Source organism: Tsuneonella troitsensis (genome assembly GCF_001441535.1).
Classification (GTDB): Bacteria; Pseudomonadota; Alphaproteobacteria; order Sphingomonadales; family Sphingomonadaceae; genus Tsuneonella; species Tsuneonella troitsensis.
Map to the genome: position 1 here is coordinate 66,312 of NZ_LMAU01000003.1, position 23,492 is coordinate 89,803.

At 62.5% G+C, this 23,492-nt stretch carries 27 protein-coding genes and 1 pseudogene; 12 read left to right on the top strand and 16 right to left on the bottom strand.

Translation table 11 applies throughout. The features are described from left to right. The first annotated feature begins 10 nt into the window (after positions 1-10). Positions 11-1,471 (top strand): efflux transporter outer membrane subunit, encoded by a 1,461-nt coding sequence (locus tag AR323_RS07095; RefSeq protein ID WP_038283496.1) that lies wholly within the window; start codon positions 11-13, stop codon positions 1,469-1,471. Here the strand turns inward: AR323_RS07095 and AR323_RS14355 are convergent. Then, positions 1,401-1,895, bottom strand: a complete 495-nt coding sequence (locus tag AR323_RS14355) for a hotdog fold thioesterase (RefSeq protein ID WP_083495285.1) — start codon at positions 1,893-1,895, stop codon at positions 1,401-1,403. The genes AR323_RS07095 and AR323_RS14355 overlap by 71 nt on opposite strands. After that, positions 1,892-2,797: an alpha/beta fold hydrolase gene (locus AR323_RS07100; protein WP_038283498.1), complete on the bottom strand. Its 906-nt coding sequence runs from the start codon at positions 2,795-2,797 to the stop codon at positions 1,892-1,894. Before AR323_RS07100 ends, AR323_RS14355 begins: the two co-directional genes overlap by 4 nt. 293 nt (positions 2,798-3,090) lie before the next feature. Here AR323_RS07100 and AR323_RS07105 point away from each other — a divergent pair, with 293 nt between their 5' ends. Together AR323_RS07105 and AR323_RS07110 are read left to right on the top strand one after the other, a co-directional pair. After that, positions 3,091-3,363, top strand: coding sequence for a hypothetical protein (locus tag AR323_RS07105; protein WP_057883282.1), 273 nt, complete (start codon positions 3,091-3,093; stop codon positions 3,361-3,363). A gap of 267 nt (positions 3,364-3,630) precedes the next feature. Next, positions 3,631-4,029 (top strand): single-stranded DNA-binding protein, encoded by a 399-nt coding sequence (locus tag AR323_RS07110; RefSeq protein WP_057883283.1) that lies wholly within the window; start codon positions 3,631-3,633, stop codon positions 4,027-4,029. A gap of 69 nt (positions 4,030-4,098) precedes the next feature. On the opposite strand, the gene AR323_RS07115 is transcribed toward AR323_RS07110, so the two are convergent. Next, positions 4,099-4,476: a DUF6437 family protein gene (locus AR323_RS07115; RefSeq protein ID WP_235510493.1), complete on the bottom strand. Its 378-nt coding sequence runs from the start codon at positions 4,474-4,476 to the stop codon at positions 4,099-4,101. A gap of 238 nt (positions 4,477-4,714) precedes the next feature. On the opposite strand from AR323_RS07115, the gene AR323_RS07120 reads away from it, so the two are divergent. The 4 genes from AR323_RS07120 to mobF all read left to right on the top strand — a co-directional run bounded on the left by AR323_RS07120 (position 4,715) and on the right by mobF (position 11,220). Beyond that, the gene (locus tag AR323_RS07120) at positions 4,715-4,936 is read left to right on the top strand and encodes a hypothetical protein (protein ID WP_057883284.1); all 222 of its coding nucleotides are present in this window, start codon (positions 4,715-4,717) and stop codon (positions 4,934-4,936) included. 677 nt (positions 4,937-5,613) lie between these two features. Continuing rightward, the gene (locus AR323_RS07125; RefSeq protein WP_057883285.1) at positions 5,614-5,943 is read left to right on the top strand and encodes a hypothetical protein; all 330 of its coding nucleotides are present in this window, start codon (positions 5,614-5,616) and stop codon (positions 5,941-5,943) included. Beyond that, positions 5,933-8,266, top strand: a complete 2,334-nt coding sequence (locus AR323_RS07130) for a type IV secretion system DNA-binding domain-containing protein (RefSeq protein WP_057883286.1) — start codon at positions 5,933-5,935, stop codon at positions 8,264-8,266. Before AR323_RS07125 ends, AR323_RS07130 begins: the two co-directional genes overlap by 11 nt. Positions 8,267-8,310: 44 nt before the next feature. After that, positions 8,311-11,220 carry a MobF family relaxase gene (gene mobF / locus AR323_RS07135; RefSeq protein WP_057883287.1) on the top strand — a complete coding sequence of 970 codons (2,910 nt, stop codon included), beginning with the start codon at positions 8,311-8,313 and terminating at the stop codon, positions 11,218-11,220. Here mobF and AR323_RS07140 read toward each other — a convergent pair. The 6 genes and pseudogenes from AR323_RS07140 to AR323_RS07160 all read right to left on the bottom strand — a co-directional run bounded on the left by AR323_RS07140 (position 11,217) and on the right by AR323_RS07160 (position 13,944). Then, positions 11,217-11,468 carry an excalibur calcium-binding domain-containing protein gene (locus AR323_RS07140; protein WP_057883288.1) on the bottom strand — a complete coding sequence of 84 codons (252 nt, stop codon included), beginning with the start codon at positions 11,466-11,468 and terminating at the stop codon, positions 11,217-11,219. The genes mobF and AR323_RS07140 overlap by 4 nt on opposite strands. Next, positions 11,407-11,541 (bottom strand): annotated as a pseudogene (locus AR323_RS15345) (YHYH domain-containing protein); the annotation flags it as partial. The gene AR323_RS07140 and the pseudogene AR323_RS15345, both read right to left, overlap by 62 nt. A gap of 101 nt (positions 11,542-11,642) precedes the next feature. Continuing rightward, positions 11,643-12,455, bottom strand: a complete 813-nt coding sequence (locus AR323_RS07145) for an ImmA/IrrE family metallo-endopeptidase (protein WP_200956686.1) — start codon at positions 12,453-12,455, stop codon at positions 11,643-11,645. Positions 12,456-12,567: 112 nt separating this feature from the next. Next, positions 12,568-13,071: a helix-turn-helix domain-containing protein gene (locus AR323_RS07150; RefSeq protein WP_057883289.1), complete on the bottom strand. Its 504-nt coding sequence runs from the start codon at positions 13,069-13,071 to the stop codon at positions 12,568-12,570. A 14-nt stretch (positions 13,072-13,085) separates the two neighbouring features. Further along, positions 13,086-13,718 (bottom strand): hypothetical protein, encoded by a 633-nt coding sequence (locus AR323_RS07155; protein WP_057883290.1) that lies wholly within the window; start codon positions 13,716-13,718, stop codon positions 13,086-13,088. Between the two features lie 10 nt (positions 13,719-13,728). Continuing rightward, positions 13,729-13,944, bottom strand: coding sequence for a ribbon-helix-helix protein, CopG family (locus AR323_RS07160; protein WP_057883291.1), 216 nt, complete (start codon positions 13,942-13,944; stop codon positions 13,729-13,731). A 157-nt stretch (positions 13,945-14,101) separates the two neighbouring features. On the opposite strand from AR323_RS07160, the gene AR323_RS14950 reads away from it, so the two are divergent. Genes AR323_RS14950 through AR323_RS15350 form a run of 4 tightly spaced genes read left to right on the top strand, consistent with a single transcriptional unit; the run spans position 14,102 to position 16,073 of the window. Next, the gene (locus AR323_RS14950; protein ID WP_164461512.1) at positions 14,102-14,242 is read left to right on the top strand and encodes a hypothetical protein; all 141 of its coding nucleotides are present in this window, start codon (positions 14,102-14,104) and stop codon (positions 14,240-14,242) included. 11 nt (positions 14,243-14,253) lie between these two features. Then, the gene (locus AR323_RS07165) at positions 14,254-14,508 is read left to right on the top strand and encodes a multiubiquitin domain-containing protein (protein WP_057883292.1); all 255 of its coding nucleotides are present in this window, start codon (positions 14,254-14,256) and stop codon (positions 14,506-14,508) included. Continuing rightward, positions 14,483-15,682: a ThiF family adenylyltransferase gene (locus tag AR323_RS07170; RefSeq protein WP_057883293.1), complete on the top strand. Its 1,200-nt coding sequence runs from the start codon at positions 14,483-14,485 to the stop codon at positions 15,680-15,682. The genes AR323_RS07165 and AR323_RS07170 overlap by 26 nt, the downstream gene beginning before the upstream one ends. 13 nt (positions 15,683-15,695) lie before the next feature. Further along, entirely contained in the window at positions 15,696-16,073 is a 378-nt protein-coding gene (locus tag AR323_RS15350) for a DUF6527 family protein (protein WP_407701071.1), read from the top strand. 281 nt (positions 16,074-16,354) lie between these two features. Here the strand turns inward: AR323_RS15350 and AR323_RS07175 are convergent, their stop codons facing one another. From AR323_RS07175 to AR323_RS07185, 4 genes are all read right to left on the bottom strand, one after another. Next, complete coding sequence (locus tag AR323_RS07175; protein WP_057883294.1) at positions 16,355-16,990, bottom strand: S24 family peptidase; 636 nt, start codon at positions 16,988-16,990, stop codon at positions 16,355-16,357. Between the two features lie 306 nt (positions 16,991-17,296). Continuing rightward, a complete protein-coding gene (locus tag AR323_RS15355) occupies positions 17,297-17,557 on the bottom strand; it encodes a DUF6961 family protein (RefSeq protein ID WP_407701072.1) in 261 nt (86 codons plus the stop codon). Further along, entirely contained in the window at positions 17,497-17,628 is a 132-nt protein-coding gene (locus tag AR323_RS15270; protein ID WP_268810503.1) for a hypothetical protein, read from the bottom strand. The genes AR323_RS15355 and AR323_RS15270 overlap by 61 nt, the downstream gene beginning before the upstream one ends. After that, positions 17,628-18,236, bottom strand: coding sequence for a thermonuclease family protein (locus tag AR323_RS07185; RefSeq protein WP_235510494.1), 609 nt, complete (start codon positions 18,234-18,236; stop codon positions 17,628-17,630). The genes AR323_RS15270 and AR323_RS07185 overlap by 1 nt, the downstream gene beginning before the upstream one ends. Before the next feature lie 131 nt (positions 18,237-18,367). On the opposite strand from AR323_RS07185, the gene AR323_RS07190 reads away from it, so the two are divergent. Further along, positions 18,368-18,577, top strand: a complete 210-nt coding sequence (locus AR323_RS07190; RefSeq protein WP_057883296.1) for a hypothetical protein — start codon at positions 18,368-18,370, stop codon at positions 18,575-18,577. A gap of 1 nt (position 18,578) precedes the next feature. Here the strand turns inward: AR323_RS07190 and AR323_RS07195 are convergent, their stop codons facing one another. The 3 genes from AR323_RS07195 to AR323_RS07205 are packed head-to-tail and all read right to left on the bottom strand — an operon-like array spanning position 18,579 to position 23,484. Beyond that, positions 18,579-21,281 (bottom strand): conjugal transfer protein TraG N-terminal domain-containing protein, encoded by a 2,703-nt coding sequence (locus AR323_RS07195; RefSeq protein WP_057883297.1) that lies wholly within the window; start codon positions 21,279-21,281, stop codon positions 18,579-18,581. Between the two features lie 12 nt (positions 21,282-21,293). After that, positions 21,294-22,742: a conjugal transfer protein TraH gene (locus AR323_RS07200; RefSeq protein WP_057883298.1), complete on the bottom strand. Its 1,449-nt coding sequence runs from the start codon at positions 22,740-22,742 to the stop codon at positions 21,294-21,296. Beyond that, a complete protein-coding gene (locus AR323_RS07205; RefSeq protein ID WP_235510527.1) occupies positions 22,732-23,484 on the bottom strand; it encodes a conjugal transfer protein TraF in 753 nt (250 codons plus the stop codon). The genes AR323_RS07200 and AR323_RS07205 overlap by 11 nt, the downstream gene beginning before the upstream one ends. Positions 23,485-23,492: the final 8 nt, after the last annotated feature.

A 23,492-nucleotide genomic window follows, 5' to 3' on the forward strand; every position in this document is an offset into this window, starting at 1 on the left:
GCCCGAGATTATGCGCCACTTGCTACCTCCGATTATCACTATCGCCTTGCTAGCTGGATGCACGGCAGGGCCCGATTATGCAGGCCCCCCGGAAGTTGTGTCAGCAGACACGGGCACTCGCTTTGTGCGCGCTGGCAGTGATGTGAGCGCATCTGATCCGGTTGTCGCTCAATGGTGGCTGCTGCTCGGCGATCCCGAGTTGACGCGGCTGGTGGAGGCTGCGCTGTCCGGCAACCCTTCGCTCGCCGCAGCGCAGGCGCGCATTGCCCAGGCACGGGCATCCATCAGGCAAGACCGTGCGGGTCGAATGCCATCGCTTGGGGCACAGGCCAGCACCGTGCAGGGCCGGCTTCCTGGTCTCGACATTCAAGGCGGGGCGCCCCCCCCGTCAGAGCAAACCAATTCCGACGCAGAAACCGATGACTCGCTCAGCTTTTTCAATGTGGGCCTTAACGCCAACTGGGAGCTGGAGTTCGCCGGTGGCTCGCGCAGGCGCATTGAAGCCAGCAATGCCCAAGCTGCTGCAACGGTGGCCAATGCAGAGGACGCAAAGGTCCAGTTGACTGCCCAAGTGGCCAGCACCTACGTCAATTTGCGGGAGGCCCAATTCCGCGCAGAGCAATTTGAGGCGCAGATTTCGTTGCAGGAAGAGATCCTGGCGCTGACATACCAACGCTATCAGCGCGGTGCATTGCCGCTTTTCCCGGTAGGCACCGCGAATGCCGAACTGGAGATGCTCAAGTCACAACTTGCCGAAGCTGAAGCGGATATCGCAGTCCTGTCTGATGCACTCGCTATACTGACCGGACAGGTGCCGGGATCAGTTGATGCAGCGCTCACGACTGCGCATTCCATTCCCATGCCGCCAGAGCAGGTCGCGATCGGCGATCCGGCAAGCCTGGTGGCGCGTCGGCCTGACATAAGGGCGGCCGAACGGTCTCTTGCCGCGTCGACGGCGCGGATCGGGGTGGCCGAGGCGGCGCGGTTCCCGAAATTGTCCTTCACGGGGATCCTGGGCCTCGGCGGATCCTCGTTGGACGACGTTGTCGATGTCGGCGATTTCTCCGCACTCGCGATCCCGCGCCTCCAGTGGAATTTTCTGGATTTCGGCAGGGTAGACGCTGCGATCGACCAAGCCGGGGCGGCGCGCAACGAAGCAGTCGCCAATTACCAGCAGACGGTGCTTCTGGCACTGCAAGACGCCGAACGTGCCTTGGCTCGCTTCGGCCAGCAGCGTGTTGCGCTCGCTGCCAGTATGCAAATCAAGAAGCAGGCTGACGGCGCGGCGGACCTGAACCGCCAACGTTTTGCCGCAGGAGCGATCTCGAAGGCTGACCTCAACCAGGCCCTGCGAGAACAGCAGCAGGCCTCAGCAGACCTCGTCCGGGCAAAAGGCGCCCTTACGCTGTCGTGGATTGCGCTGCAGAAGTCGCTGGGCCTTGGGTGGCAAGAGCCTGTTCGAGATCAATAGTCCCGCCGCGCTGATCAATTGATCCGGTTGACGAGAAGTAGGCGCCCCTGCCGCTGGCGACCAACTTGCCGTCGGGCTCGAGAACCCGGGTTTCCGCCACCGAAATCTGTCGCCCGTTTTTCACGATCTGTCCGTGAGAAGTGAGAGGTCCTGAGGTTGCAGGACGGTGGTAATCGACATGCAGATCGGCCGTCGCTCTCGCCGCGACGCCCCCGGCGAGCAGAGTACAAAGCCCGGTGAGGTCGACCAGTGAAGCCAGGATCCCTCCATGCGCCGACCCAATCATAGGGTTCGACACGATCTCTTCGCGCCATGGCATGGTGATCGCGATTCCCTGGTCGGAGCATGTCGCAATCTCCAGCCCAAGCCATCGGTGAAACGGCGCGATATGCAGCATTTCCTGCAAGCGTTCTCGATCGATCATAGCTCCCTCGTCCCATGTGGGTGAGTTGTATCGGATGAGTGATGGCGCCCTAGGAAATCGACGATAGCGGCGGAAAAGGCGTCGTTCGCATCGCCCACGACCATATGCGTGGCATCGGCGATGTCCGTGTATTCTGCATGGGGGGCGAGTTGCCGCAGATGCAAAACGGCCTCTTCGGAAACAAGATCGCTAGAGGCGCCTCGGATGAGGTGAAGCGGAAGCGTGAGTTTCGCCGCAGCTTGGCTCAGCATTGCCGATTGACGTTCCTGGTTGTCTGGGTCGCCTTGTCTGGCCGCCATTATATTACGGATAAACACCGGGTCCCAGTGCCAATAGAAGCGCCCATCCGACTTCTGCCGCAGATAGTTTTTCAGACCATCGCTCGCGCCCCGCTTGGGACGATGCGGCATGTAGCGAGCGATCACGTCGGCCGCCTCCTCTGGTGAGGCGAAGCCGCTATCGACATGCTCTTCCATGAAACCAACCACGCGCATCACACCGCTGGGCTCCATGCGCGGGGCAATGTCGACCAATGTGAGTGAAGCAAAGCTACCTGGAGCAAGCTCCCCTGCGGCAATCAGTCCAGCGAGCCCGCCCAGTGAAGCGCCGACCAGCGCTGGCTTCTGGTCCAGGCGCGACGCTGCAGCGACCAGATCCGCCGCGAAGTCGCGCATTTCATAAGCTCCGCATGGCGACCAATCGCTGTCTCCGTGACCGCGCATGTCGAAGGCGATTGCGCGAAAGCCGGCTTGAGCCAGCTCGCTGACCACCCTTCTCCACGCGCGCCGTGTCTGCCCGCCGCCGTGCGCAAGAAGGACGGGTTTAGCGTAGGCATCCCCCTCAGCCTCGGCTGTAAGAGAAATCGCGCCTGCGCCCTCAATCGTAAAGGTTTCTCTCGCCATCTCCGGATGGTAGGAAAGGCGCGCTAAATAGTAAACCGATTTAGTTTGTGGCTCTCGGCTCCGTGTTGGCTGTCCTGCAGGGGCGTTTCAACGACGGCAAAAGTCTATGCCAAGAGGGGTTTCTCCAGACCATTCTCTAATGCACCGGCTTGCGATTCGGTCAGCAGTCGCTGTCCGCTTAATCCGCTCAAAGATATAAAAGCTGCCTTTCCGCTTCCGGCCCAAAAGCGACGATCAGTCCCGTAGCAAAGCCGAGGATGCGGTCCCCTGCGAAATAGCGCTATGTCTTCGTCATGGACCTCGACGACCTGCTTCGACGATACTTCTCATCCACCGATCTTGCGGCGACAAGCCCGGATGTGCTGGCCTCCGGTTTGGAGCGCTGTAAGGTCGATCTCGGCCTCGAAAAGGACTGCGGCAAGCGCTTTGCCCTGTGGGCGCTGCTTTACATGCTTGGCTCCGCGCCTGACCTTGAGGCGGCGTTCAAAAATGCTGACAACCGCGAGGCGGCCCGCAATTTCATGGACCTGCTGGCGGCCAGCGAGGGCGAGGGACCGGGCGGATAGGAGAGCGGGGTCCAGGGCGCCTTCGCCCAGCCACCCGAACCCAATCCGGCTTCTTCGCGAACAGTCCTGAATCAGGTCAGCTGAGGCCGGCAACGCCTTTGCCTTCGGGCCGTGTTGGCAGCTGCGCTGCCTGCCCGCACCACCCCTAGCAAAAGCGTTTCCCTTGGGCCTGACGGCCCTGCGGTGCAGTCCTCCCATGCCCTGCTTCTTCTGGATGTTCGCAAGCCGGAAATGGTTTCCGGTTTGGCACACCGAAGGACCAGTCACATGACCAATCTCGTAATCCTCACCGGCCGTCTCGCCCGCGATCCCGAATCCCGCGAGACCAAGGGCGGAACCTCCGTCACCGGCATCACCGTTGTCACCGACCGCCCCGCGCGCGACAAGGACGGCAAAACCTACAAGGATGAAAACGGCTACACCGCCAAGGACAGCGAATTCCACCGCGTGACCTGCTTCAACGGCCTCTCCAAGACCGTCGGGCAGTTCTGCACCAAGGGCCAGCTGGTCTCGGTCCAGGGCCGGCTTCACTACACCCAGTGGGAAGACCAGGAAGGCGTCAAGCGCTACGGCTGCGAGATCCTCGCGGACAAGGTCGACTTCCTCTCGCGCGGCAACGCCAGGGATGGCGACGGCGACAACCGCGACGCGCCCGAGATCGACTGACATCATCGATTGACCAGCGACCGAGAAGGGGCTCTGCCGCATGCGCGGCAGGGCTCCTTCTCGTGTTGCTCAGGAGCCAGCGGGCGTACCGCTGTGACGGGATGCAGCCGGTTCGCTTCCCAGCCGCCGGAGCGCTTCGGCTTCACCGAGCTTGCCGAGCATCTCGCTGGCCTGTCTGAGGCCTTTCCTCGAGAACGCCTCGACACCTGATCCAAGGATCAGCTGCCCCAGCTCTAGGGTGGCCTTCTCTTCCAGTTCGCGCTGGCGTTCGTCGAGAGCCTGCCGGTCGGCTTCGAGCTTCCGGAGCGCATCAATGGCGCTTCGTTTCGTGGGCATACGTGGGGTCCTTTCCTCGTCCCTCGTCGATGCCTCCGTGGTCCAGTCTGCCGGGGTCACCCGGGTGTAGGAAAGAGCCTTTTTGCGCTGCTCGATGGGCCATAGGTTCATCCGAGAGGTTGGGAATGGTCCTGGCTCATGGATCGTCCATGGTGATGGACTTGCGGCTCCCGCGTCAAGGACGGCGGGGCCCCACCATTTTGCCTCCCCTTCGCTTCGCTGCGGTCCGACAAAATCGTTGCCCCCACCGCCGCTGACGCGGTCGCCCGGAGGGCGATCCTGGACCCGGGATCCGCAAGACCATCGGCCGACCTCCTGTCGTCTCAAGGACAGACATCAGGAGGATATCATGGCTTCACTTGCTCCAATCGCGTCGAACGCGGATAGCTACTTCGAAGCACTGGCGGTTGCCGAACGGCGCGCGCTGCACAGCTACTTCGATCAGCATATCGTCGAGGACGATGATCTGGGATACTTCGCGCTCGACGAGGGCGACTACAACGCCCTGCCGGCGCACCTGACGAACCGGGTGGTCCACACCGTGCGCGGGGGAATGCTCGACGAGTTCTGAGGATGAAGAGAGGGCGGGAACCGGCGACGGTTCTTCGCCCTTTTTCATGCTCGCCGGACGATGGTTCGGGGATGCGGAGCGGGGCTGTGGACGCGCTCTGTCCCGCGCATCTGGCGATGCGCTCCTGAGGGCGCGACCTTCTTGTTCTGGGCCCCGCGCGCACTTGCGAACCGGCGGCGGGTCGGACCAGCGCGCGCGGGCCGAAACGACAAGCCCCGTTCCAGCCGCTTCGCACATGGTCCTTTGCCGCCGCCTCTTTCGCAGGTGCGATCTCTTGTCGGGGAGAGACCGAACATCAATCCCTTCTGCCTGACATTCGCCGGCGAGGGATTGCTCTCGCTCCGGAGGCGAGTCGGGAAATGCCCCCTAAGAACACAACGTCTTCGGCCACTGGTACTAGCGGCGCAATGGGGAACAATGGGCACACCGTACGCAGCGGTGCTGCCGGATGTTTCATTGTCGCTTCAAGGGGATAGGCTGTCGTTTCGCGAGATGCAGCAACTGATTTGCCGGTGATGCATGAAGCGGATTCGCGATTTGCGGGCAAATCACTCTGCCATAAAGCCTTGAACAAATGGGCGAACTTTCCGTTTTCCTACAGGCTGCCCGTGATTTAGTCTGATCCTCGCCTTCCGCAGGGTGAGCCAGGTTCCTTATCGTTCAAGGAGCTTGGACAAGTGCAACGTCATCAAAGTCTGCAGAGCTATGTTCCGCCGCTAATCGCGGACTGGATCAGGGCGCAGGCGCGCCTCAAGCAGGTCAGCGTCAGCATCGTCGTGCGCGACCTGCTGGTCGCCGCTTGGACCCGCGACAACGATGCGCTCCTGCGCCCCACCGGGGCCGATCCGGAGCGGCAGCGGGTGTTCGCCACAGTCGCGCTCGACGCGCTGCTAACCCACCACTCCGACGAGACTCTGAGGGAGCGCACGCTGGCTGCCTATCACCGCCGGCTCGAGCGGCTCGGTCTCATTCCGGCTTCCGGCAAGGGAGGCGAGCATGAAGCATAATCTGGTCAACTTCACCCGCGGCAGCCAGCTGCTGGGCCACTTCGGCTTCATGTTTGCGGCGGGCCTCAAGGGACCGCTGCTTGTCACCGTGCTCGTCATTCTCGGTCTTGGCTGGTGGGAGGTCCAATCCTCGCTCAGCGAGCAAGAGGTCTATCTTCTGTGGATGCATCTCTACGCCTCGGCCTACGGTTTCATGGAGTTCGATCCCGCCAAGCTCGTGCACCTCAAACTGGGCAACGGCGAGACCGCCGTCTTTCCCATGTCGGTCGTCACCCAGTACCCGCCGATGCGCGCCGCGGTCGCCGCATTCGGGGAGGCCCTGCGGAGTACTTTCCTGGTTGCAAGCATTGTCCTCGTCCCGCTGTTCATTGCTTTCTGGTGGATCGCCGAACGCTTCGGCGAGCGCTCGAAACAGAAGAAGCATGTGCGCGGCTCTTCGCTCGCAACGCTGCCCGAACTGGAGCGCGACATCGCCCGGCACAACGCCCGCGAACGGGCGCGCGAATATGGCAGCGAAATGGGTTGGGCATGGCGTCTGGCCGGTCGCGCATCATTGCGCGAAGCGGGGCTCTACACCCCCGCGCATCTCGCCGGCGTGAGCTGGCCGTGGCGACGCGAGCAGAGCCACGCGATGCTTGTCGGGACCACCGGCACCGGCAAGACCGTGGCGCTCACCGATCTTGTTGACGAAATCCGCGAGCGGGGCGAGCGCGCGGTGATATTCGACCTCACCGGGGCCTTTATCGAGACCTTTTACGAGGCGGATCGCGACGTCATTCTCAACCCACTCGACGCCCGCTGCCCGGCGTGGAGCGTGTTCAACGACTGCACCTCGCGCGCCGAATTCCATTCCGCGGCTGAATCGCTCGTGCCCCACGACGGGGGCGGCTCTGAGCAGTTCTGGGTGCTCGCCGCGCGCACCATGTTCGTCGAGACCTGCATCAAGCTCGCCGCGGAAGGACGGGGCAGCAACCAGGCACTCGCCGACGAGCTGATGAACGCCGACCTATCCGATCTGCACAAGCTTCTCGAGGACACGATGGCGGGGCCGATCACCACGCCGAGCGCTGCCAAGATGGCGGAATCGGTGCGTGCGGTGTTCAACGTCAACGCCAAGGCGATGCAGATGCTGCCTTCGGACGGAGAGCCGTTTTCGATCCGCCGCTGGGTCAGGGGAACATGCGAACCGGGTTCGCTGCTGTTCCTCTCGGCGCGCTATGTCGACCTGAGCGTGCTCTCGCAGTTGCTCACGCTGTGGCTCGATACCGCGATCAACACGCTGATGACCGGGCGGCGCACGCGCGACCTCAAACTGTGGTTCCTGATCGACGAACTAGGGGCGCTGCACCGGCTCCCCTCGCTGGAAAAGGGCCTCCAGACCGCGCGCAACTTCGGCGGCGCGATCGTCACCGGCGTGCATGCCTTTGCCAAGCTCAAGGAGGTCTACGGCGAGAACATGGCGATGACCCTGTCCTCGCTCGCCAGAACCAAGCTGATTCTCGCAACGGCAGACCGCGAAACTGCGACCTGGTGCTCCGATGTGGTCGGACACCGCGAGGTCCGCGAAATGGAAGAAGGCTACAGCTATGGCTACAACAACGCCCGCGACGCGGTCAGCCTGACACCGCGCCGACAGGTCGTTCCGCTGCTCCTTCCCGACGAGTTCATGGAGCTTCCCAGCCTGTCGGGCTTCATCAAGTTTCCGGATGGATTTCCGGCCGCGCCGGTTACGCTGACACCGCGCGATTGGCCCCGTGTCGCCGAAGGTTTCATCGCCCGTGAGATGCCATCGCGAGCCAGTGCGGAACACGGTAGCGGCAACGATCGTGCTGATACTCAGCGAGATGCGGAGCATCGCGGAGGGAGCGACGACGAGGGCGGCGAGCCGCGCCGTCTGGCCCGCAAGGATCGCCCATCGGTTGAACCGCAGAAGGCACCTTCGCGGAGCAATCGAACGGCGCAGTCTCACGCGCCGCAATCGGGCAGAGGTGGCAAGCAAGCCTCGGCCAAGCCGTCCTTGGGCACCGATCCGGCAAGTGATGCGCGGCCTACATCAAGGTCGAGTGCCAGGCCAGAAAACGGCACTCAGGCGCAATCCGAATTGCCGCTCGGCGAAGCCAGGGAGAGCTCGGAAGAGAGGCGTGGCCTGACGCACAAGCCGTCGCGCCCGGATGTCCCTGATCCGCAAGCCTCACACAATGCGGCACGCGATCGTAACCGCGCCGACCACCGGCAACAGGAGGATCAGCAGCGCGCGCTGCTCGGAGGCGCCGCGCGCGAACAGCAGGACCGCGACCTGGGCGATATCGGGCCCGATATCTGATCGCCTGGCGGGAGGCTTGAGGGGCCAAACGGGATCCGCCGCCAATGCTTTCTGTCGCCAATGTCCGCTCGCCGTCGGCCGCGGCGAGCTACTTCGCCGCCGACAACTATTACGCCAGAGCCGATGCCGACCGTTCGGGTCAGTGGATCGGCAAAGGCGCCGATCTGCTGAGCCTGAAGGGTCGCGTCGAAACCAAAGCTTTCGACGCGCTGCTGCGCGGCGAGCTGCCCGACGGATCGAACGTCGGCAATCCCGGCCAGTGGCATCGGCCAGGCACCGACCTCACCTTTTCGCTGCCCAAGAGCTGGTCGCTGCTGTCTCTCCTCGGCAAGGACGAGCGGATCGTGGAAGCCTACCGCGAAGCGGTCATCGAAACGCTCGCCTGGGCGGAAAAGAATTCCGCCGAAACCAGGCTCGTCGAGAAGGGGCAGGTGCGCACGGTCGCCACCGGCAACCTTGCCATCGGTCTGTTCCAGCACGACACCAACCGCAGCCAGGAGCCGAATCTGCATTTCCATGCGGTCGTCGCCAATGTGACCCGGGGACCCGACGGAGTGTGGCGCACTCTCAAGAACGACCGGCTGTGGTCCTTGAACACGCTCCTCAATTCGATCGCGATGGCGCGCTTTCGCACGAGCGTCGAGAAGATCGGCTACGAAACCGGACCGGCGCTCAAGCACGGCAATTTCGAAGCGCGCGGCATCAGTCGCGAACAACTGATGGCGTTCTCGACGCGGCGGCAGGAAGTGCTCGATGCGCGCCGTGGCTCGGGCCTGGAGGCCGGGCGGATTGCCGCCCTTGCCACCCGTTCGGCGAAGGAGTCGATCGAGGATCGTGGTGCGCTTGCTGTTCGCTGGGATCAGGCGGCGAAGGAGATCGGACTCGACCTCGAGCCGTTGGTCGAAGCTTCGCATCTTCGAGCCGCGCGGCAGGAGCGCGAAGCCGCGCGTCCGATGACACTGGTCGAGCGCGGTATCGCGAGCCTGCGGGCGTTTGCCGCGCGCATTTCGGGCGAAGAGCGCGACCCGTTGGTGCCGAGCCATGTCTTGAAGAAAGGTCCCGAAGCCATCGCGGCGGCGCAGGCGGTCGCCTCGGGCGTGCGCCATCTCTCGCAGCGCGAGGCCGGCTTCGAGCGCGAGACGCTGTACAAGGCGGCGCTCGACTTCGGGCTGCCGACGACGATCGGCCATGTCGAAACCGCTGTACGCTCGCTGGTTCGATCGGGACATCTTCTGGAGGGGACAGGCGAGCACAGGGGCTGGGTCACGAGCCGCGAGGCGGTTGAAGTGGAGACGCGCATTCTTGCCTGGGCGGCCGAAGGCAACGGCGCGATCAAGCCCGGCATTGCGGGTGACGAAGCCGAAAGCCGCGTTCACGCCTCGGCCGAGATCAACCATGGGTTCAAGCTCAACGAGGGGCAGCTTGGCGCCGCGCGGCTTATCCTGTCGTCGGCCGACCGCACGATCGCCATCCAGGGCGTCGCCGGCGCGGGCAAGTCGAGCTTGTTGAAGCCGGTCGCCGAAGTGCTACGCGAGGAAGGCCATCCGGTCATCGGGCTCGCGGTACAGAACACGCTCGTCCAGATGCTCGAGCGTGACACGGGCATACACTCGCAGACGCTCGCGCGGTTCCTCACGGATTGGGGCAAGCTGATCGACGAGCCCGGGGTTGGCGCCCACCGAACCGAAGCCAAGGCGGCTCTGCAGGACCATGTCCTGGTTCTCGATGAAGCCTCGATGGTCTCGAACGCCGACAAGGAGCAGCTGATCCAGATCGCGAACCTGGCCGGCGTGCATCGCCTGGTCCTGATGGGCGATCGCCGCCAACTCGGTGCGGTCTATGCCGGCAAGCCCTTCGCGCTGCTCCAGCAGGGCGGAATCGCCCGCGCGGAGATGAACACCAATCTGCGCGGCCGCGACCCCGTTCTGCGGCAGGCGCAGGCGGCCGCGCAGGCAGGCCTCGTGCGCTCGGCGCTGGACCACCTCAAAGGGCACACCATTGAAGCCGGAGGCGATGGAGCGATCGTCGCGGCGGAACGCTGGCTCTCGTTGCCGCCCTCTGGGCGCGAGCGCACGGCGATCTATGCGTCGGGCCGCAAGATCCGCTCTGCGGTCAACGAAGCAATCCAACGCGGCCTGCAGGCGAACGGGGAAATCGGCCCGGAGAAGATCGCGCTCGAAGTGCTCGATCGGGTGAACTTGACCCGCGAGGAACTGCGCTACCTCGCAGACTACCGGCCCGGCATGGTTGTGGAGGTCGCGAAGTCCGAGCGCACCTTGGGATTGAGGCGCGGCGAATATGCTGTCCTCGACATCGATGAGGCAAACGGTGTCGCTCGGCTTCAGGATGATCACGGTCGCCAGCATGCGTTCCGGCCCGGCCGAGTGGGGCGAACCGGCAAGGATGACAATCTGGCGCTGTACGAGCGGCGCAAACTGGAGGTTTACTGCGGAGATCTGATTCGTTGGACGCGCAACGATCACCGACGCGGACTGTTCAATGCCGACCGCGCCACGGTTGTTTCAATCGAACGTGATCGCGTCACGATTGAGACATCCAGGGGCGAGCAGCTCCAGCTGAAAGAGGGAGACCCGATGCTGAAGCGGATCGATCTCGCCTACGCGCTCAACGCGCACATGGCGCAAGGGCTGACATCGGACCGGGGCATCGCGGTGATGGACAGCCGTGAGCGCAATCTCTCCAATCAGAAGACGTTCCTGGTAACCGTGACGCGCCTTCGCGATCATCTGACGCTGGTGGTCGACAGTGCGACAAGGTTGGGAGGCGCGGTGGCGCGAAACAAGGGGGAGAAGGCATCGGCTCTAGAGGTCACCGAACGCCTGCGAGATGCCGCGGCGAGTGGAGTTTCAAAGGGCCGAGACGAGCAGTTGGGGCGAGAATCCGAGCGTGAATTGTCACGCGAAAAGACCAAAGCGATCGATATCGGAATCTAGCCGCGGCTGCTCACAACCCACGCCGTCGTTATCTCGGTCCAGATGGCCCCATAGCCAGGCTCGCCGCGCCGAACCGATGCTGCGCCAGCATTCCGGGCGGCCGTGCAGTTGGGCATAGTAGACGCGTCCATCCGAGGCGCGCTGAGGCTGACTGGAACCGCCCGCATTTGAACCGCGATGACAATGCCGTCCACCATTCTTGCGATCATTGTGACATCCATCTGCGGCCAGGCCGCCTGGATGGGCATTGCTCGGGCTCACCGAAAAAGCAGAAAGCGCCAGCAAGGCGAGGGGCCCAGTTGCCCGCAGAGGGTCGCGCACACCGTTCTCCAACTTCCTCGTTTCACTGAAGACGTAACCCAAGGTCGGTTAATTGTGATGAGGTAAAGAGACGCATACGCGCTTTGATCGTCCCGTGGTGGCTAGACGATGATTGCTCGTGGGCTTACAAATGAGCCGACTGTGAGCAAGCTATAGGAGTTGCAGAAGCTTTCGAAGTAGAACTCGCATGGCTCGTCGCGGTCGTTGGCGATAATGTCGGTCTCCTCGAATATCGGGCCGCGCTTGCGAGCAGTCGCATATTTTTCGATCACGGCGTACCCGTCCTCGGCGCTGAACTTGGCGAATTGGTCGCGGAATGCCTTAGAGCGGATGAAGTAGCGGACCGTCGCGCCGTTGTCGCCTCTCCCAATGCTCGGGTGCCGAGGGTGGGCGGTCATCATTCCGAAAACCGGCCGATCGGGTTCACGATCTTCGATGATCCGCCAAAAGGTCGAAGTCAGAGTGTTACCGTAACGCTTCGCCATCATCTTGATTGTGTCAAAGCCCAAGTCGCAGTCGCGCGCTTCCGCGCCGAAGCGCTCCTGGAGGAAGAGCAGCCGTGCCGAGGCGAAATTCGCTTCCGCCTCGACCGTTGCATGGCACGCAGGATCGAGGGTGACACCGTCATCGCCGAACAGGAATTCGCGGTGCCACGGGATCAGGCTGTGCCCAATCTCGTGCCCTTCGATCCAGCGATGCTTTGGATGGGGCACCTCTTGGTCGATCATAATTCTTCGGGATGAGGGAACCCACAAAGCCGACAGACCGGCCTTGCGGATAGCATCGAAGAGGGCCGTGGGTTTGTCGAACAGCTGCTTCCCAGCCATCTTCAGCCGGTGGGCCACTTCGTCGAACAGGCCGACGTCGTTCGAACTGTAGTACTTCAGATCGACATCGAGCTGACGGCGCACCATCTCCAGATCTAGCGGCGGTTCGGGATTTCCAAGATCTTTCAGTAGGCGCGCAACGATGGCTTCGATATCGCTAGCCTCGTATTCGCCGACTTGCCCGATAAGCATGTTTCGCTCAGTGCACCCGTTCCGCCAGGAACTTCACGAAATCATTTAACAAGCGCCGTTCGTCCCGGGTCAGTTGGGACATATCATCCGACATCGCCGCGAATCGTTCGGCTTGCTCCTCGAGCGCATTGTCATTGGCGACCATCGCCCCGGACAGGACCATCAACGATCGCTCCGGAATCTCGAACACGCTCGCGAGTTGGTGAACCAACCGGGGTTTGGCCCGATAGTGCGGATCGTGCTCGACCTGGCGCAAATGCTCGGGGTCGATCCGCGCTTTCTTCGCAAGGTCTTCGATCGACAGACTGTCTCGTCTTCGCAATTGGCGAATGAGCACGCCAAAGCTATGCGCGAGCCGCTCGCTGCGCACTGCATTGTCGCCAACCAGTTCTGGCGACAAGAACATGCCGATGTCCTGAAGGACCATTATCGGCGCTCCAGCATCCGTATCGACAATGGGATCCGTGTCGATCCGACGCTGGAGCCACTCCTGGGAGATAAGGATTTCCATCTCGAGCTCCTTTCCTAAATCGCGAGGAAGGCTGTCGCCTGTTCCTCGGTGGTTTCAAAATAACGCATGCCTGTGCCATCGACCCCTAAGTCGGTCATGCCGCAAACGTCGCGATACCAGGCCTCGGCTTGGGGCAGGGCGTGCAGCCCCACGCGTCCAGCGAACTCCTCGTGGAAACTGAGCGAGATCGCCGCGCCGAGTAAGATGCGCCCTACGCCCTTGAAGCGAGGAACAGCGGCCAGAGTTGGCCGATTCCACGGCGCACTCGCGAGCAGCACGACCTTCACCAGCGGCTTGCCTTTCTGCGAAGGCTCCTTTGCGAACCCTGCCGTTTGCGCAAACATCAAGCCTTGTGTGACGCCTTGGCCTTCGAGCGCGAAGGACGCCCAGTCAAGCCGACCCTCAATGGCATCGGCCTTGCTCGCCCACTGCCAGTGCGCATCCTGGATCATGCGCAGCTGGACAACTTCGTCGACATTTCCGCCGTTGGCCCTGATCTCGTCGAGATGGCGATCGAATATGGGGCGCCATCGCGTGAGAAAATGATCCTTGTGCCGTTCCGCGACTGGGCTCCACAGATCGAGATCCGTCGGCTGGTTCGTCTCTCGATCGACAACCGAGAACGTCGCTAGCGGTTTATCAGACACGCGATTGAGCTCAGCTCAGAACCATGAGTTCCGCTTTGTCCTTTGTCGCGGGGTCTTCCACGAAGACCTTTTCGCCACGCGAGATCCGATCCGATATCGATTGGTAAAGACGCAGCGCCTGACGCACCAGCGCGGTTTTCGAGAGGCCTTTCTCGTCGGCCAGCTTCTCCACGATGTCCATTTCGATAGCGCTGAGGTTCAGCGTCATGGTCCGCTTGTCATTCATATGCTTGCTCCGTGTTTCGCGCAGGTAATGCCAGAGAACGGTCCTGTCAACAGAAATTAGCTACAAGATGGCCATTGACTAGCTATAATATGGCTACTACATAGCTATCGAGCGCCGCACTTTAACGGCTCTCGCCACACAGACCGGAGTGAATGCCATGAAACGTAAATCGGAAGTCACCAGCCCCCGCGCCGCCAGCGCTGCCTCCAAGGTCCTGCGGGATCCGCGCTCGAGCAAGGCAGCCAAGACGGCGGCGGCATCGGCGCTGACCCAGCGCCCTAACCGCAAGACGAAGTAGGAGATGGACTCGTGAACAAGCCTGACAAAAAAACCGTTACCATCGTCGTCGAGGGCACCGAGCACGAGTGGCCCAAAGGCGACATCAGCTACGCCGAAGTCGTGACCCTAGAGGTGCCCGACTACGCACAGCACCCGGAGGTTACCTACTCGGTGCTCTACAAGCGCGGCCATGGCAACAAGCCCGAAGGGACTCTCGTTCCCGGCGCGAGCGTCAAGGTCAAGGACGGGATGCTGTTCAATGTATCAGAAACTGGTCAGTCGTAATCCCGACCTCGGCCGCCTGGCCGACAAGGGTTACGCAATCGCCTTCGACAGCAATTGCCTGATCGTTCGCGATATTCCCTACCTCGATCAGACGGGCTCGCTCGCCTGGGGCTCGCTCGTCGCCAAGCTCGTCTTCATCGACCGTGAACGCGTCGAGCAGGACGACCATCAAGTCTATTTCGCGGGCTCGCCGCCGCATGGACTCGATGGGCAGGCGATCCGCAACCTCGGCGGTGGCCCGGCCACCATCCAGCTTTCAGCGTCCTGCAGCGACATCGTGGTCGAGCGTTCCTTCTCGAACAAGCCGCGGATCGCGGGTCGCTTTGCGGATTTCTTCGACAAGATAGAAAGTTATGTAGCAATCATCGCGGGTCCCGCGATCGAGAAGTACGCTGCGAACCCGTTCACCTTCCGCGCTTGCGAGACCGTCGCCGAACATCCGGTGTTCAAGTTTCAGGACACCCTCACCAGTCGCGCGCAGATCAGCGACCTCACTGCGAAACTTGAGAATGATATCGTTGCAATCATTGGCCTGGGCGGAACGGGTGGCCACTTGCTCGATGGCCTCGTCAAGACGCCTGTCCGCGAGATCCGTGGGTTCGACGGCGACCGTTTCCACGTCCACACAAGCTTCCGCTCGCCCGGGCGCCTCGACGAGCGCGAGCTTGGCCAGTTCAAGGCCGACGTGTATCGCGAACGCTATGCCCACTTTCGCCATGGGCTCACGCTCAAGCCGATCTACATCGATGAGACTTCCCGCGCCGAGCTAGAGGAGGTTACGTTCGCTTTCGTCTGCGTCGATAAGGGGTCCGCCCGGGCCGCGATCTTCGCGCTCCTCGCTAAGCTGGGCATTCCTTTCATAGACGTAGGCATGGGTCTGAGGCGCAAGGATGACGGGCTCGCCGGGATGCTTCGGGTCACGCACTACCCTGCGGATGAGGCGCTGGCGATGATGCGGCTCGGTTTGGCGGAGCTGAGCGATGGACCCGGCGATCTATATCGCAACAATATTCAGATCGGCGAACTTAACGCCATCAATGCGGCGCTGGCGTTGGTGCGTTACAAGCAGGTGCGCGGCTTTTACCGCGAGGATGCCGCCTACAAGCACCTGCTGTTCGCAATTAACGACCTGTCGTCGGTGGGGGAGACGGATTTCGATGCACATGCGGCGTGAGGATGTCCGGTCGATGCCACCCAGCCTTGAGCCCGGGGTTCTCTACGTTTCGCGAGAATTCGAGACTGCGGCCCACCTGTGCGCGTGCGGCTGCGGGCGCAAAGTCCGCACTCCGCTGGGCCCCACCGAGTGGGAGGTAAGCGCCGGCACGCATGGGCCGAGCTTGTGGCCGTCTATCGGAAACTGGCAATTCCCGTGCCGCTCTCATTACGTTATCCGGGATGGCGGCATTGAGTGGGCACGAACGTGGACACCCGCGCAGATCGCGAGGGGGCGGGACCGAGAAACCGCACGCCGTGCGCGCTATTTTGGGCGTCGCGCCAGGTTGCCGTGGTGGAGCCGGCTCTGCGAATGGACTTGCAAGACGCTGTTCCGACGACCGCGCAATTGACGCCAAAGCGACCGTCGGCTTCAACGCAACTGCCGCGCGTTTTGGGCCATCAGCCGCTCTTTGACCGGCCCGGGAGGTGGAGGGCCACCGCCCCCCCAATTCACATTAAGCGCATGGTGAGGAAAGGGACTCGCACGTAGCGAATGCGATGACCCAGGAGTGCATCCACTGATGTGGAGAACTTGGCGATTGGCCGCTGAGATTTGCTTTCCGGAGGTCCGCATTACCAAGCGCCGATCGCGAAGCAGTCGATGCGCTGTCGGCCCAAGAACCCGGTCGCCCTAGAGAGCTCTCCCAAACCAGATCACTCGCCCGACCACGTGTACCTCTGAGCGGTTCATGTCGCTCCAGGTCGGGTATGCGGGATTGTCGCTGGCGATCGTAATCTGCTTGCCGCCGGGTTTGATGGCGACGCGCTTCACCACAAGTGCGTCGTCGGCGCGCAGGACATAAATCCCGTCACGAAGCCGTGATGCGTGATCGGATGCATCAACCAGTACTTCATCGCCGTCGCTGAGAGTGGGCTCCATGGAGTCGCCCATCACTCGCACGATTGAAAGACTAGCGCTCTTTGCCGCCGTCAGACTACGCAGCCAGCGCTCATCAAACCCGAAACGTGTTTGAGCAGTCTCGCTCGCCGCCACGGCACCGAAACCCGCGGACGCTTCAACATCGAGCACGGGGATTTCCACAAGGCCGTCCCACACGACGTTAGCCGGACCGCCGAAGACCTGCTCATCGACGCCGAAGAAGCTCGCCAGGATCTTGCGGTCTGCATCGTCGAGCTTGCGGGGCGAGCCCCGCTTGATGAATTGCTGGATGTAGCTGGCATTGCGCCCCAGCAGCCTGGAGATCGCGGCATAGCCATATTTGTGCTTCTGGATCAGCCGGTCGAGTTCTTCCCTGACATTCTCCATGGTCGGTCCTTCATGCTTCTCGTCGGGTGTAGGATTCTTCCTAGACTCACGAGAGTCTTCCTAATAAGAACATAACAGGAACACAAGCAAGATGCGAGTCGAGGTTAGTAGCAATGACGTTGTTGGACCGGATCGAGATACATCTCATCAAGCACCGCATCTCCGCAACACGCTTCGGCCGCCGCGCAGTCGGTGACCCAAGGTTCGTACTCGACCTGAGAACGGGGAGGCGCCCCAGACGACGCACTCTTGAAAGGTTGAATGCCTATCTCGATCGGATCGAACGCGGCAGTGAAGGCAAAGGCCTTACGAGGACGGATCGTCTTCCTGCCGGTCCGCGAGCCTGTCAAAACGGCGAGCAACCTCCTGCCACAGCCGAGCCCCGTCCTTTTCACCACATCGAGCAAGGGCGTCTATTCTCTCGGCAATGAAAGAAGGCCCGCGATTGCCGTGTGCCTTCTCAACCCAAAGCGCCACGCCCCACAATTCCTGCTCTCGTGTGAGCGTCACATCAGCCAACCGACAGCGCACGCGATCGCGAACAGCATCGCGGCCCCGATCACCCACGCTTCGAGATGGAGTTTCCAGGCGTTCGCTTCGTCCTCGGCGCGCTCTTCGTCGGTCTGCCAATCGCGCATCAGCACCACGACTCCCGCCGACCGGTCCAGGTGCGGGCCAGGTTTTCCGATACCAGCTGATCACCTAACGATCTGCCACTTCGAATTATGACGCGAAGCTTGCGTCCGAACTGGTCCTCGTCGCGGTTTCCGATCGGGCGCAGCTCTAACTCGCCACCGTTGAGCAGCACCACAAGCCGATCGCGCGCACGAATACCTCTCTCGTACTCCGCATTGCATTTCGGCGAGGAAATCTCCGGCGTGTCGATATCGGCAATGCGGATCTTCACGCCCTCGAGCCAGATCGTGTCGCCATCTACCACGCACGTCTTTCGAATAGTTCCGCACACGGCGAAGCTATGCATCGCCCTTGCTTGCGCGCTCGCCGTACTGAATCGACAGTTGATTCCGACGAGCCCGCCGATAGCTCCCGCCAGCAGACCACCGCCAACAAGCATCGCGAGCGATCGGCGTTTCGCCCGTTTCTGCCGATGTAACTCCTGGCGGAAGTCGAAGATCACCGCCCCCGGTTTGCCAACACGCTGCTTCTCTGATCTGCGCTGGAACGTCATGCAAATGCCAGCCAAGTCGTTCTGAGGATCGCGTGCTTCATTAGGATTGTCTGCCATCGCCGATGCAAAGGTCCAAGTCCGGCATATCGTATTCCCGAAACTTTTGAGTTAAGTTGCTGGCTGCGCGCCTCCAACGTCTCCCAGGAAGAGCAGAGGTGGGCGGTTCTGGTTCGTGAAGGAGTTGGTCGATGAGTGATCCAGACAAATCCAGGAACTCCGGCGGCCAGGATTGGCAGGGCTTTCGCGAGGTCGACCGGGCTATCGCCGACGACCGAATGGCTGCATACACCTGGAAGAAGGCCTGGGCCGATCCATGGGAGCGAAGGGCCCTGATCTTTGCCGGGATCATTGCGCTCGGCTTCATCGCATATGTGATAATCTACGACGGGTTGATTTGATCTACCACTTCTTCACATTGTCGGCAGCTTCCGCTGACGCACCTCGTGCGTCCCGCGTTCTACCCTCCAGGTCATCTGTAACGCGGTCCACTCGTTGCTCGCCCCGCTCCTGAACTCTCGCGACTTCCTGCTCAATCTCCTCGCGATCGCCGGACGAGCCCGACAACTCTCTTGGTGGTCCTCCGAGCCTGACCGAACCACGCACATCGCTTTGAGAACTTACGTCGGGGCGTGAAATCGGCGCAAAGGCAGGCAGAACAAGGTCGTCGGCGATGTCACCATGCAACCGGTCCGCGTAGCTCTCGACGAAGCGCGCCTGCAACTGCTGCCCTTGGGCGCTCATCTGGAACTCGATGTCATCGAAGTGCACCGGGCCGTAATAATCCCGGTTGGCTTCGATCTCGGCCATGCCCCACTCGCGGTAGGCCTGGCTGAGATTGAGCGATCCGGCCGCAGTGGCGCTTTCGTACCAGCTCGCCTGATTCTCGAGGCGGCTGGCAAGCTCTTCGGCGCGGCGTGCTTCGACGGTGTAGCTCTGCGCCTCGGTGAGCGAAGTGGTGAGACCTGAGGCATTGCTCGAAACCAGCGCTTCCGAGCTCGAACTTGTCTCGCGCAAGAACCCTTCGCGCGTGGTCGACCAATTCTGGCTCTCGGAGATCTGCCTGAGCGCACCAAGCACCCGCGACCGCTCCTCCGAAGCGATCCCGATATCGCTGTCGGTCCAACTCTGGTTTCGGCCGCCGCGCACTCCAGCGGTACCACTGAAGACCTTTCCGTCAGCTTTAGCTCCCACACCCGCGTCACCATTCAGGAACCATGACACCGTGATGTCGTCAGCGGCGCGGCGGGACAGCCCGAACTGCTGCTGAAGCGTCTTGGAAGCGCTGTCGACTTCGTTGAACGCGCTACCGATGCTGTCGCTGGTGGAAGTACCGCTGACGCTCTCGTTCGAGCGCGAGCGCGTGTAAGCATCGCGGATCTCGTTGAACCGCGTGACCGCCGAGCTCGTGGATTGCTGGGCGAGGTTGGAGAAGGTCTCGCTCTGACCGCGGCTCTGGCTCGCCATGGTCGAGAGCCTACCACTGAAATCCTGGCCCAGCGTCGGGCTGAAGGGATAGCTCGACGTCGGCACATGCGCGAACTCGGCTCCGGGAAAACTGGTGGTCTGCGTGCCACTCTCGCCGAAGCTGCGAGTCTGACCCGCGCCATAGGCGATGTTGGGCGCAAGGTTGCCTTGGGCGAACTGGCGCGAGAACACGCTCGAATTGTCGATGTTCGAATTGCCGAGCGAGACGTTGCCCGTGCTCGCTTCGCGCGCGGCTTCCTCGGCCGCGTTCTGGCTCGGGTTGAGGTAGGAGGTCGCCTGGGTGGAGATGGCCATGGCGCCCTTGGCCACACCGCCCGCAAGGAACGGCACCGAGGCGACGAGATAGCCGGCCAGCACGCCGATATCGCTGTTGACGTCGCTCATTCCGCCAAAGTTCGCCAGACTGAGCCCGGTGCTGCCGCTCGCGGCGGCGACATCGCTCGCGCCCTTGAACATCAGGATCATGTGCAGGATGACGAACAGCGGGCCCCAGGCGGCGAGATAGAAGAAGCCGGTGACGTAGCCTCTAAGAGCAAGCGGCCCGCTCCTGGGCATCAGGAACAGCGGGAAGAGAACCGGGAACAGCGCGTAGAAGACCACGGTCAGCACGACGTTGAGTATCGGCACCCATTTCATGGCATTGTGCGCGATCGAGGAATAGGTCCGCTCGGTTTGAATGTCGGCGCGGGTCTGCGCGAAGACGTCGACGCTGGTCGTGCCGCTCGCGCCGGCAAAGCCGTGCATCGCCTGGTTCATCGCGTTGATGGTGAGGACCTGACGGAAGATCGCGCTCGCGCTTTGCGAGACGCCGCTCAGATATTGATAGGCGACCGGCAGGTCGGCGAGAAGCTTGGCCCTGGCGAGCGCTTCGGTCTGGCGCGGGTAGAGCTGGCGGCCCGCGACCAGCGTCATCTCGTCGATGAGGCCGGCCCACTGGTTCGAGAGCGACGTATAGGCTTCGCGGCAGGTAACAATCGAGGCGGTGACGCTGTCATCAGCCTGGCGGGTCACGAACTTCTGCGCGCGCGCCGCGCTGCCCGGCGAGATCGTCGCCCAGATGTCGTTGCTCTGCGACAGCTCCTTCATCGAGTAGCGGCCGAGCAGCAGGTCGTAGAACACGCATTGCCGGACATGCTCGTCGAAATTGGCGGCGAACTCGGGATCGTTAATGCGCAGGGAACGCGTTGCCTCGAGCAGCCGCGCGCCGTAGATCATGCCGTTCTTCGAATAGTTGAGATCGTCCGGCAGGCCGAAGACGAGCTCCGCCGAACGCGTGAGATAGTCGCCGGCCTGGCTGGTGAAGCTCGCCATCAGCGCGAGCCCGAGCGGAACATTGGCGACCGTGGCCGGAGCGAGGCCGGGATTCACGCGGTCGGTGACGTGCACGTCCATCCGCGGCACCATCAGGCACATGTAGATGAGCGTCGCGCCGAGGAACCAGTTGAGCCAGGCGCGCCAGTCCTGATTGAAGGCGAGCACGATGACCGCCAGCGCCATTCCCATCACCAGCGCGACCTGGATCAGGCTCTTGTAGCCGCCGGCGCCGGTCCAGGCGGCGACGGCGTTCAGGACGTTGACGATGTATTCGCCGCCGCCGACCGTGAATATCTCGACCACTTGCTTGATCCCTTACGGTACGATCGAGCGCGACTGCAGCCCGCGCGACCAGTCGAGCGCCGCAGCCATCGAGGGTGACATCGAGGCGGCAAGCATGTTCTCGATCATCGCGGTCTTCTCGATGATCTGGACAATTGCGGTGATGCGAGCCTGTCCGTTGGCCTGCCGATGCGCGAGCTGGCTGCGCACCTCCGCCACCTGCGCGCGCCACAGCGCGAGCTTCGCTTCGTCGGCGGCAATAAAGCTGGCCATCGAACGGCCCGCTTCGGAGACGATCCGCTCGAGGATCGCGTGGAGCAGATCGATGCTCGCGACTTCGGCGAGAGTCGCCCGGTCGTCGGTCGCCATACCGCGTCCGAACGCCGCCTGCACGGTGAGGATCTTGTAGAGCGGCAGCGAGGCAACCTGGAGCAGTTCCATTTCGGTCTCGCCGATCGCGGTATCGGTGCGGATGGCCTCGACCATGTTGCCGATCATCAGAGCGACGCGTGGCCTGATCGCCTTCGCGCTGGGAAGGCTCAGCTGCTGGAAGCTCGGATTGAGGCACTGGTCGGGCTCGTCGCACTGAAACACGCGCACGCTCTGGCCCTGCGTCCCGTCGAGCAGCGCGGTCACCAGCGTCGAGGAGGCGTCGCCCGCAAAGGGCACGAACCTGCCGGGCTCCTCGTCCTTGGGCGGCACGTAGATCACCGTTCCGATCAAGGTCATCGCATACTCGGCAAGCTCACGGTCGAAGGTGCCGCCCGGGTTGAAGAAGGCGCTCTGCTTGAGAACATGCCAGGTGTAGTTGCGCGGCACCCCTGGGTTGACGTCGGCGAAGTCCTCGCCGCCATTCTCGTTGGTCGAGGCGCGCTGCCCCCGGGTGCCGCAGCCATGCTTGGCCGCAGCATAATCGGTAAAGATGCCTTCGGAATTGCCGATCGCTTCGCAGATCGCCTTGTCGGCAAGATCGCCCTTGGGCCACACGCCCCCGACCAGCCCTTGCGCCATCTCGCAGGAGTTGATCGACAGCTCGTTCATGAGCTGCGCCTTCTGGCTGAACTCCTGCATGATCTTGTTGCACTCGGGGCAGATCGTATCGATCGCGAGGCTGAAGGCGAAGCCGACCGCGTTGTTGGCGACCGCCTTCAGCAGCGCGACCATCTCGCTGGCATTGATGAAGGAAAAGGAGCCGGCGAAGATGTCGATCCCTCCGCAGCCGGCGCGCGCACGCGGCAGCTGGAGATTGGCGATGTTGGTCGTCTTCTGCGGGAAGCGCGTCCAGACATTGCCCATGCTGTAGTAGCCCGCCGACTGGCCTTCGAAGGCGGTCGGCCCGGTGACGTTCGCCGCCCCGCCCATGTCATCCATGAACCGGTCCATGCTGTCGCCGACATTTGCCGAGGCGGGGGCAACAAGCGGAGCGGCGACCATGCTCGTGGCGGCCAGCGCAAGCGCAATGGTTCTGAGCTTAGTAGTCATGTCCGGCTTCCTTCGAGGTGAGGAGATAGATGCGGTCCTGCAGCTCGTCGGCCGAGAGCACGCCGTAGCCGATGGGGATCGGGCGCTTTCCGACGCTGTCCCACAGGACCACCGCCGGGGTGATCCCGGGCTCGAGCCCCATGCGCGGCCGCTGACCCTTCTCGACGCTGTAATCCGGGAAGTGCCGCGACGGCCCGCCATCGGTCGAGATCGCGCGCACGGTGATCCGCCAGCGTGACGCGACCGCCTTGACTATCGGGCTCATGACCTCGCAGGCGCCGCAGGTCTGGGCGAAGAAATAGAACAGGCCATAGCGTTCGGAGAGCCGGGCCATAGCGACGTCGCGCTCGGCCGCGCGGGTATCCTGCCACTGTTTCTTTGCGAGCGCGCCGACGGGACGTTCGAGCGTGTAGTCGAGTGCCGGGTCCTGCCACAGCGCGCGCTGCCAGACGTCGGAGAACAGTGAGGCGCGGTCGAGCTGCTCGCGCTGGAAGCGGATGTAGGCGGCGACATTGTCCGGCGTGGGGTGAAGGATTGCCTGCGCTTTCAGTTCGCGCAACGTCCCCGTGATCGCGTCGAGCTCTTCGGTTGCGCTTGGCGGGGCCTGCGGCTCTGCGTCGCGAGGCGCGGGCGTCGGCCTGACGCAGTAGAACCAGTATCCAAGCTTGCGCTCCGCGCAGTAGAGGGCGTCGGCCGTATCGGTTGAAGGACCTGCGTCCTGTGCCGCCAGCGGGCCAGCCATGCACAAGC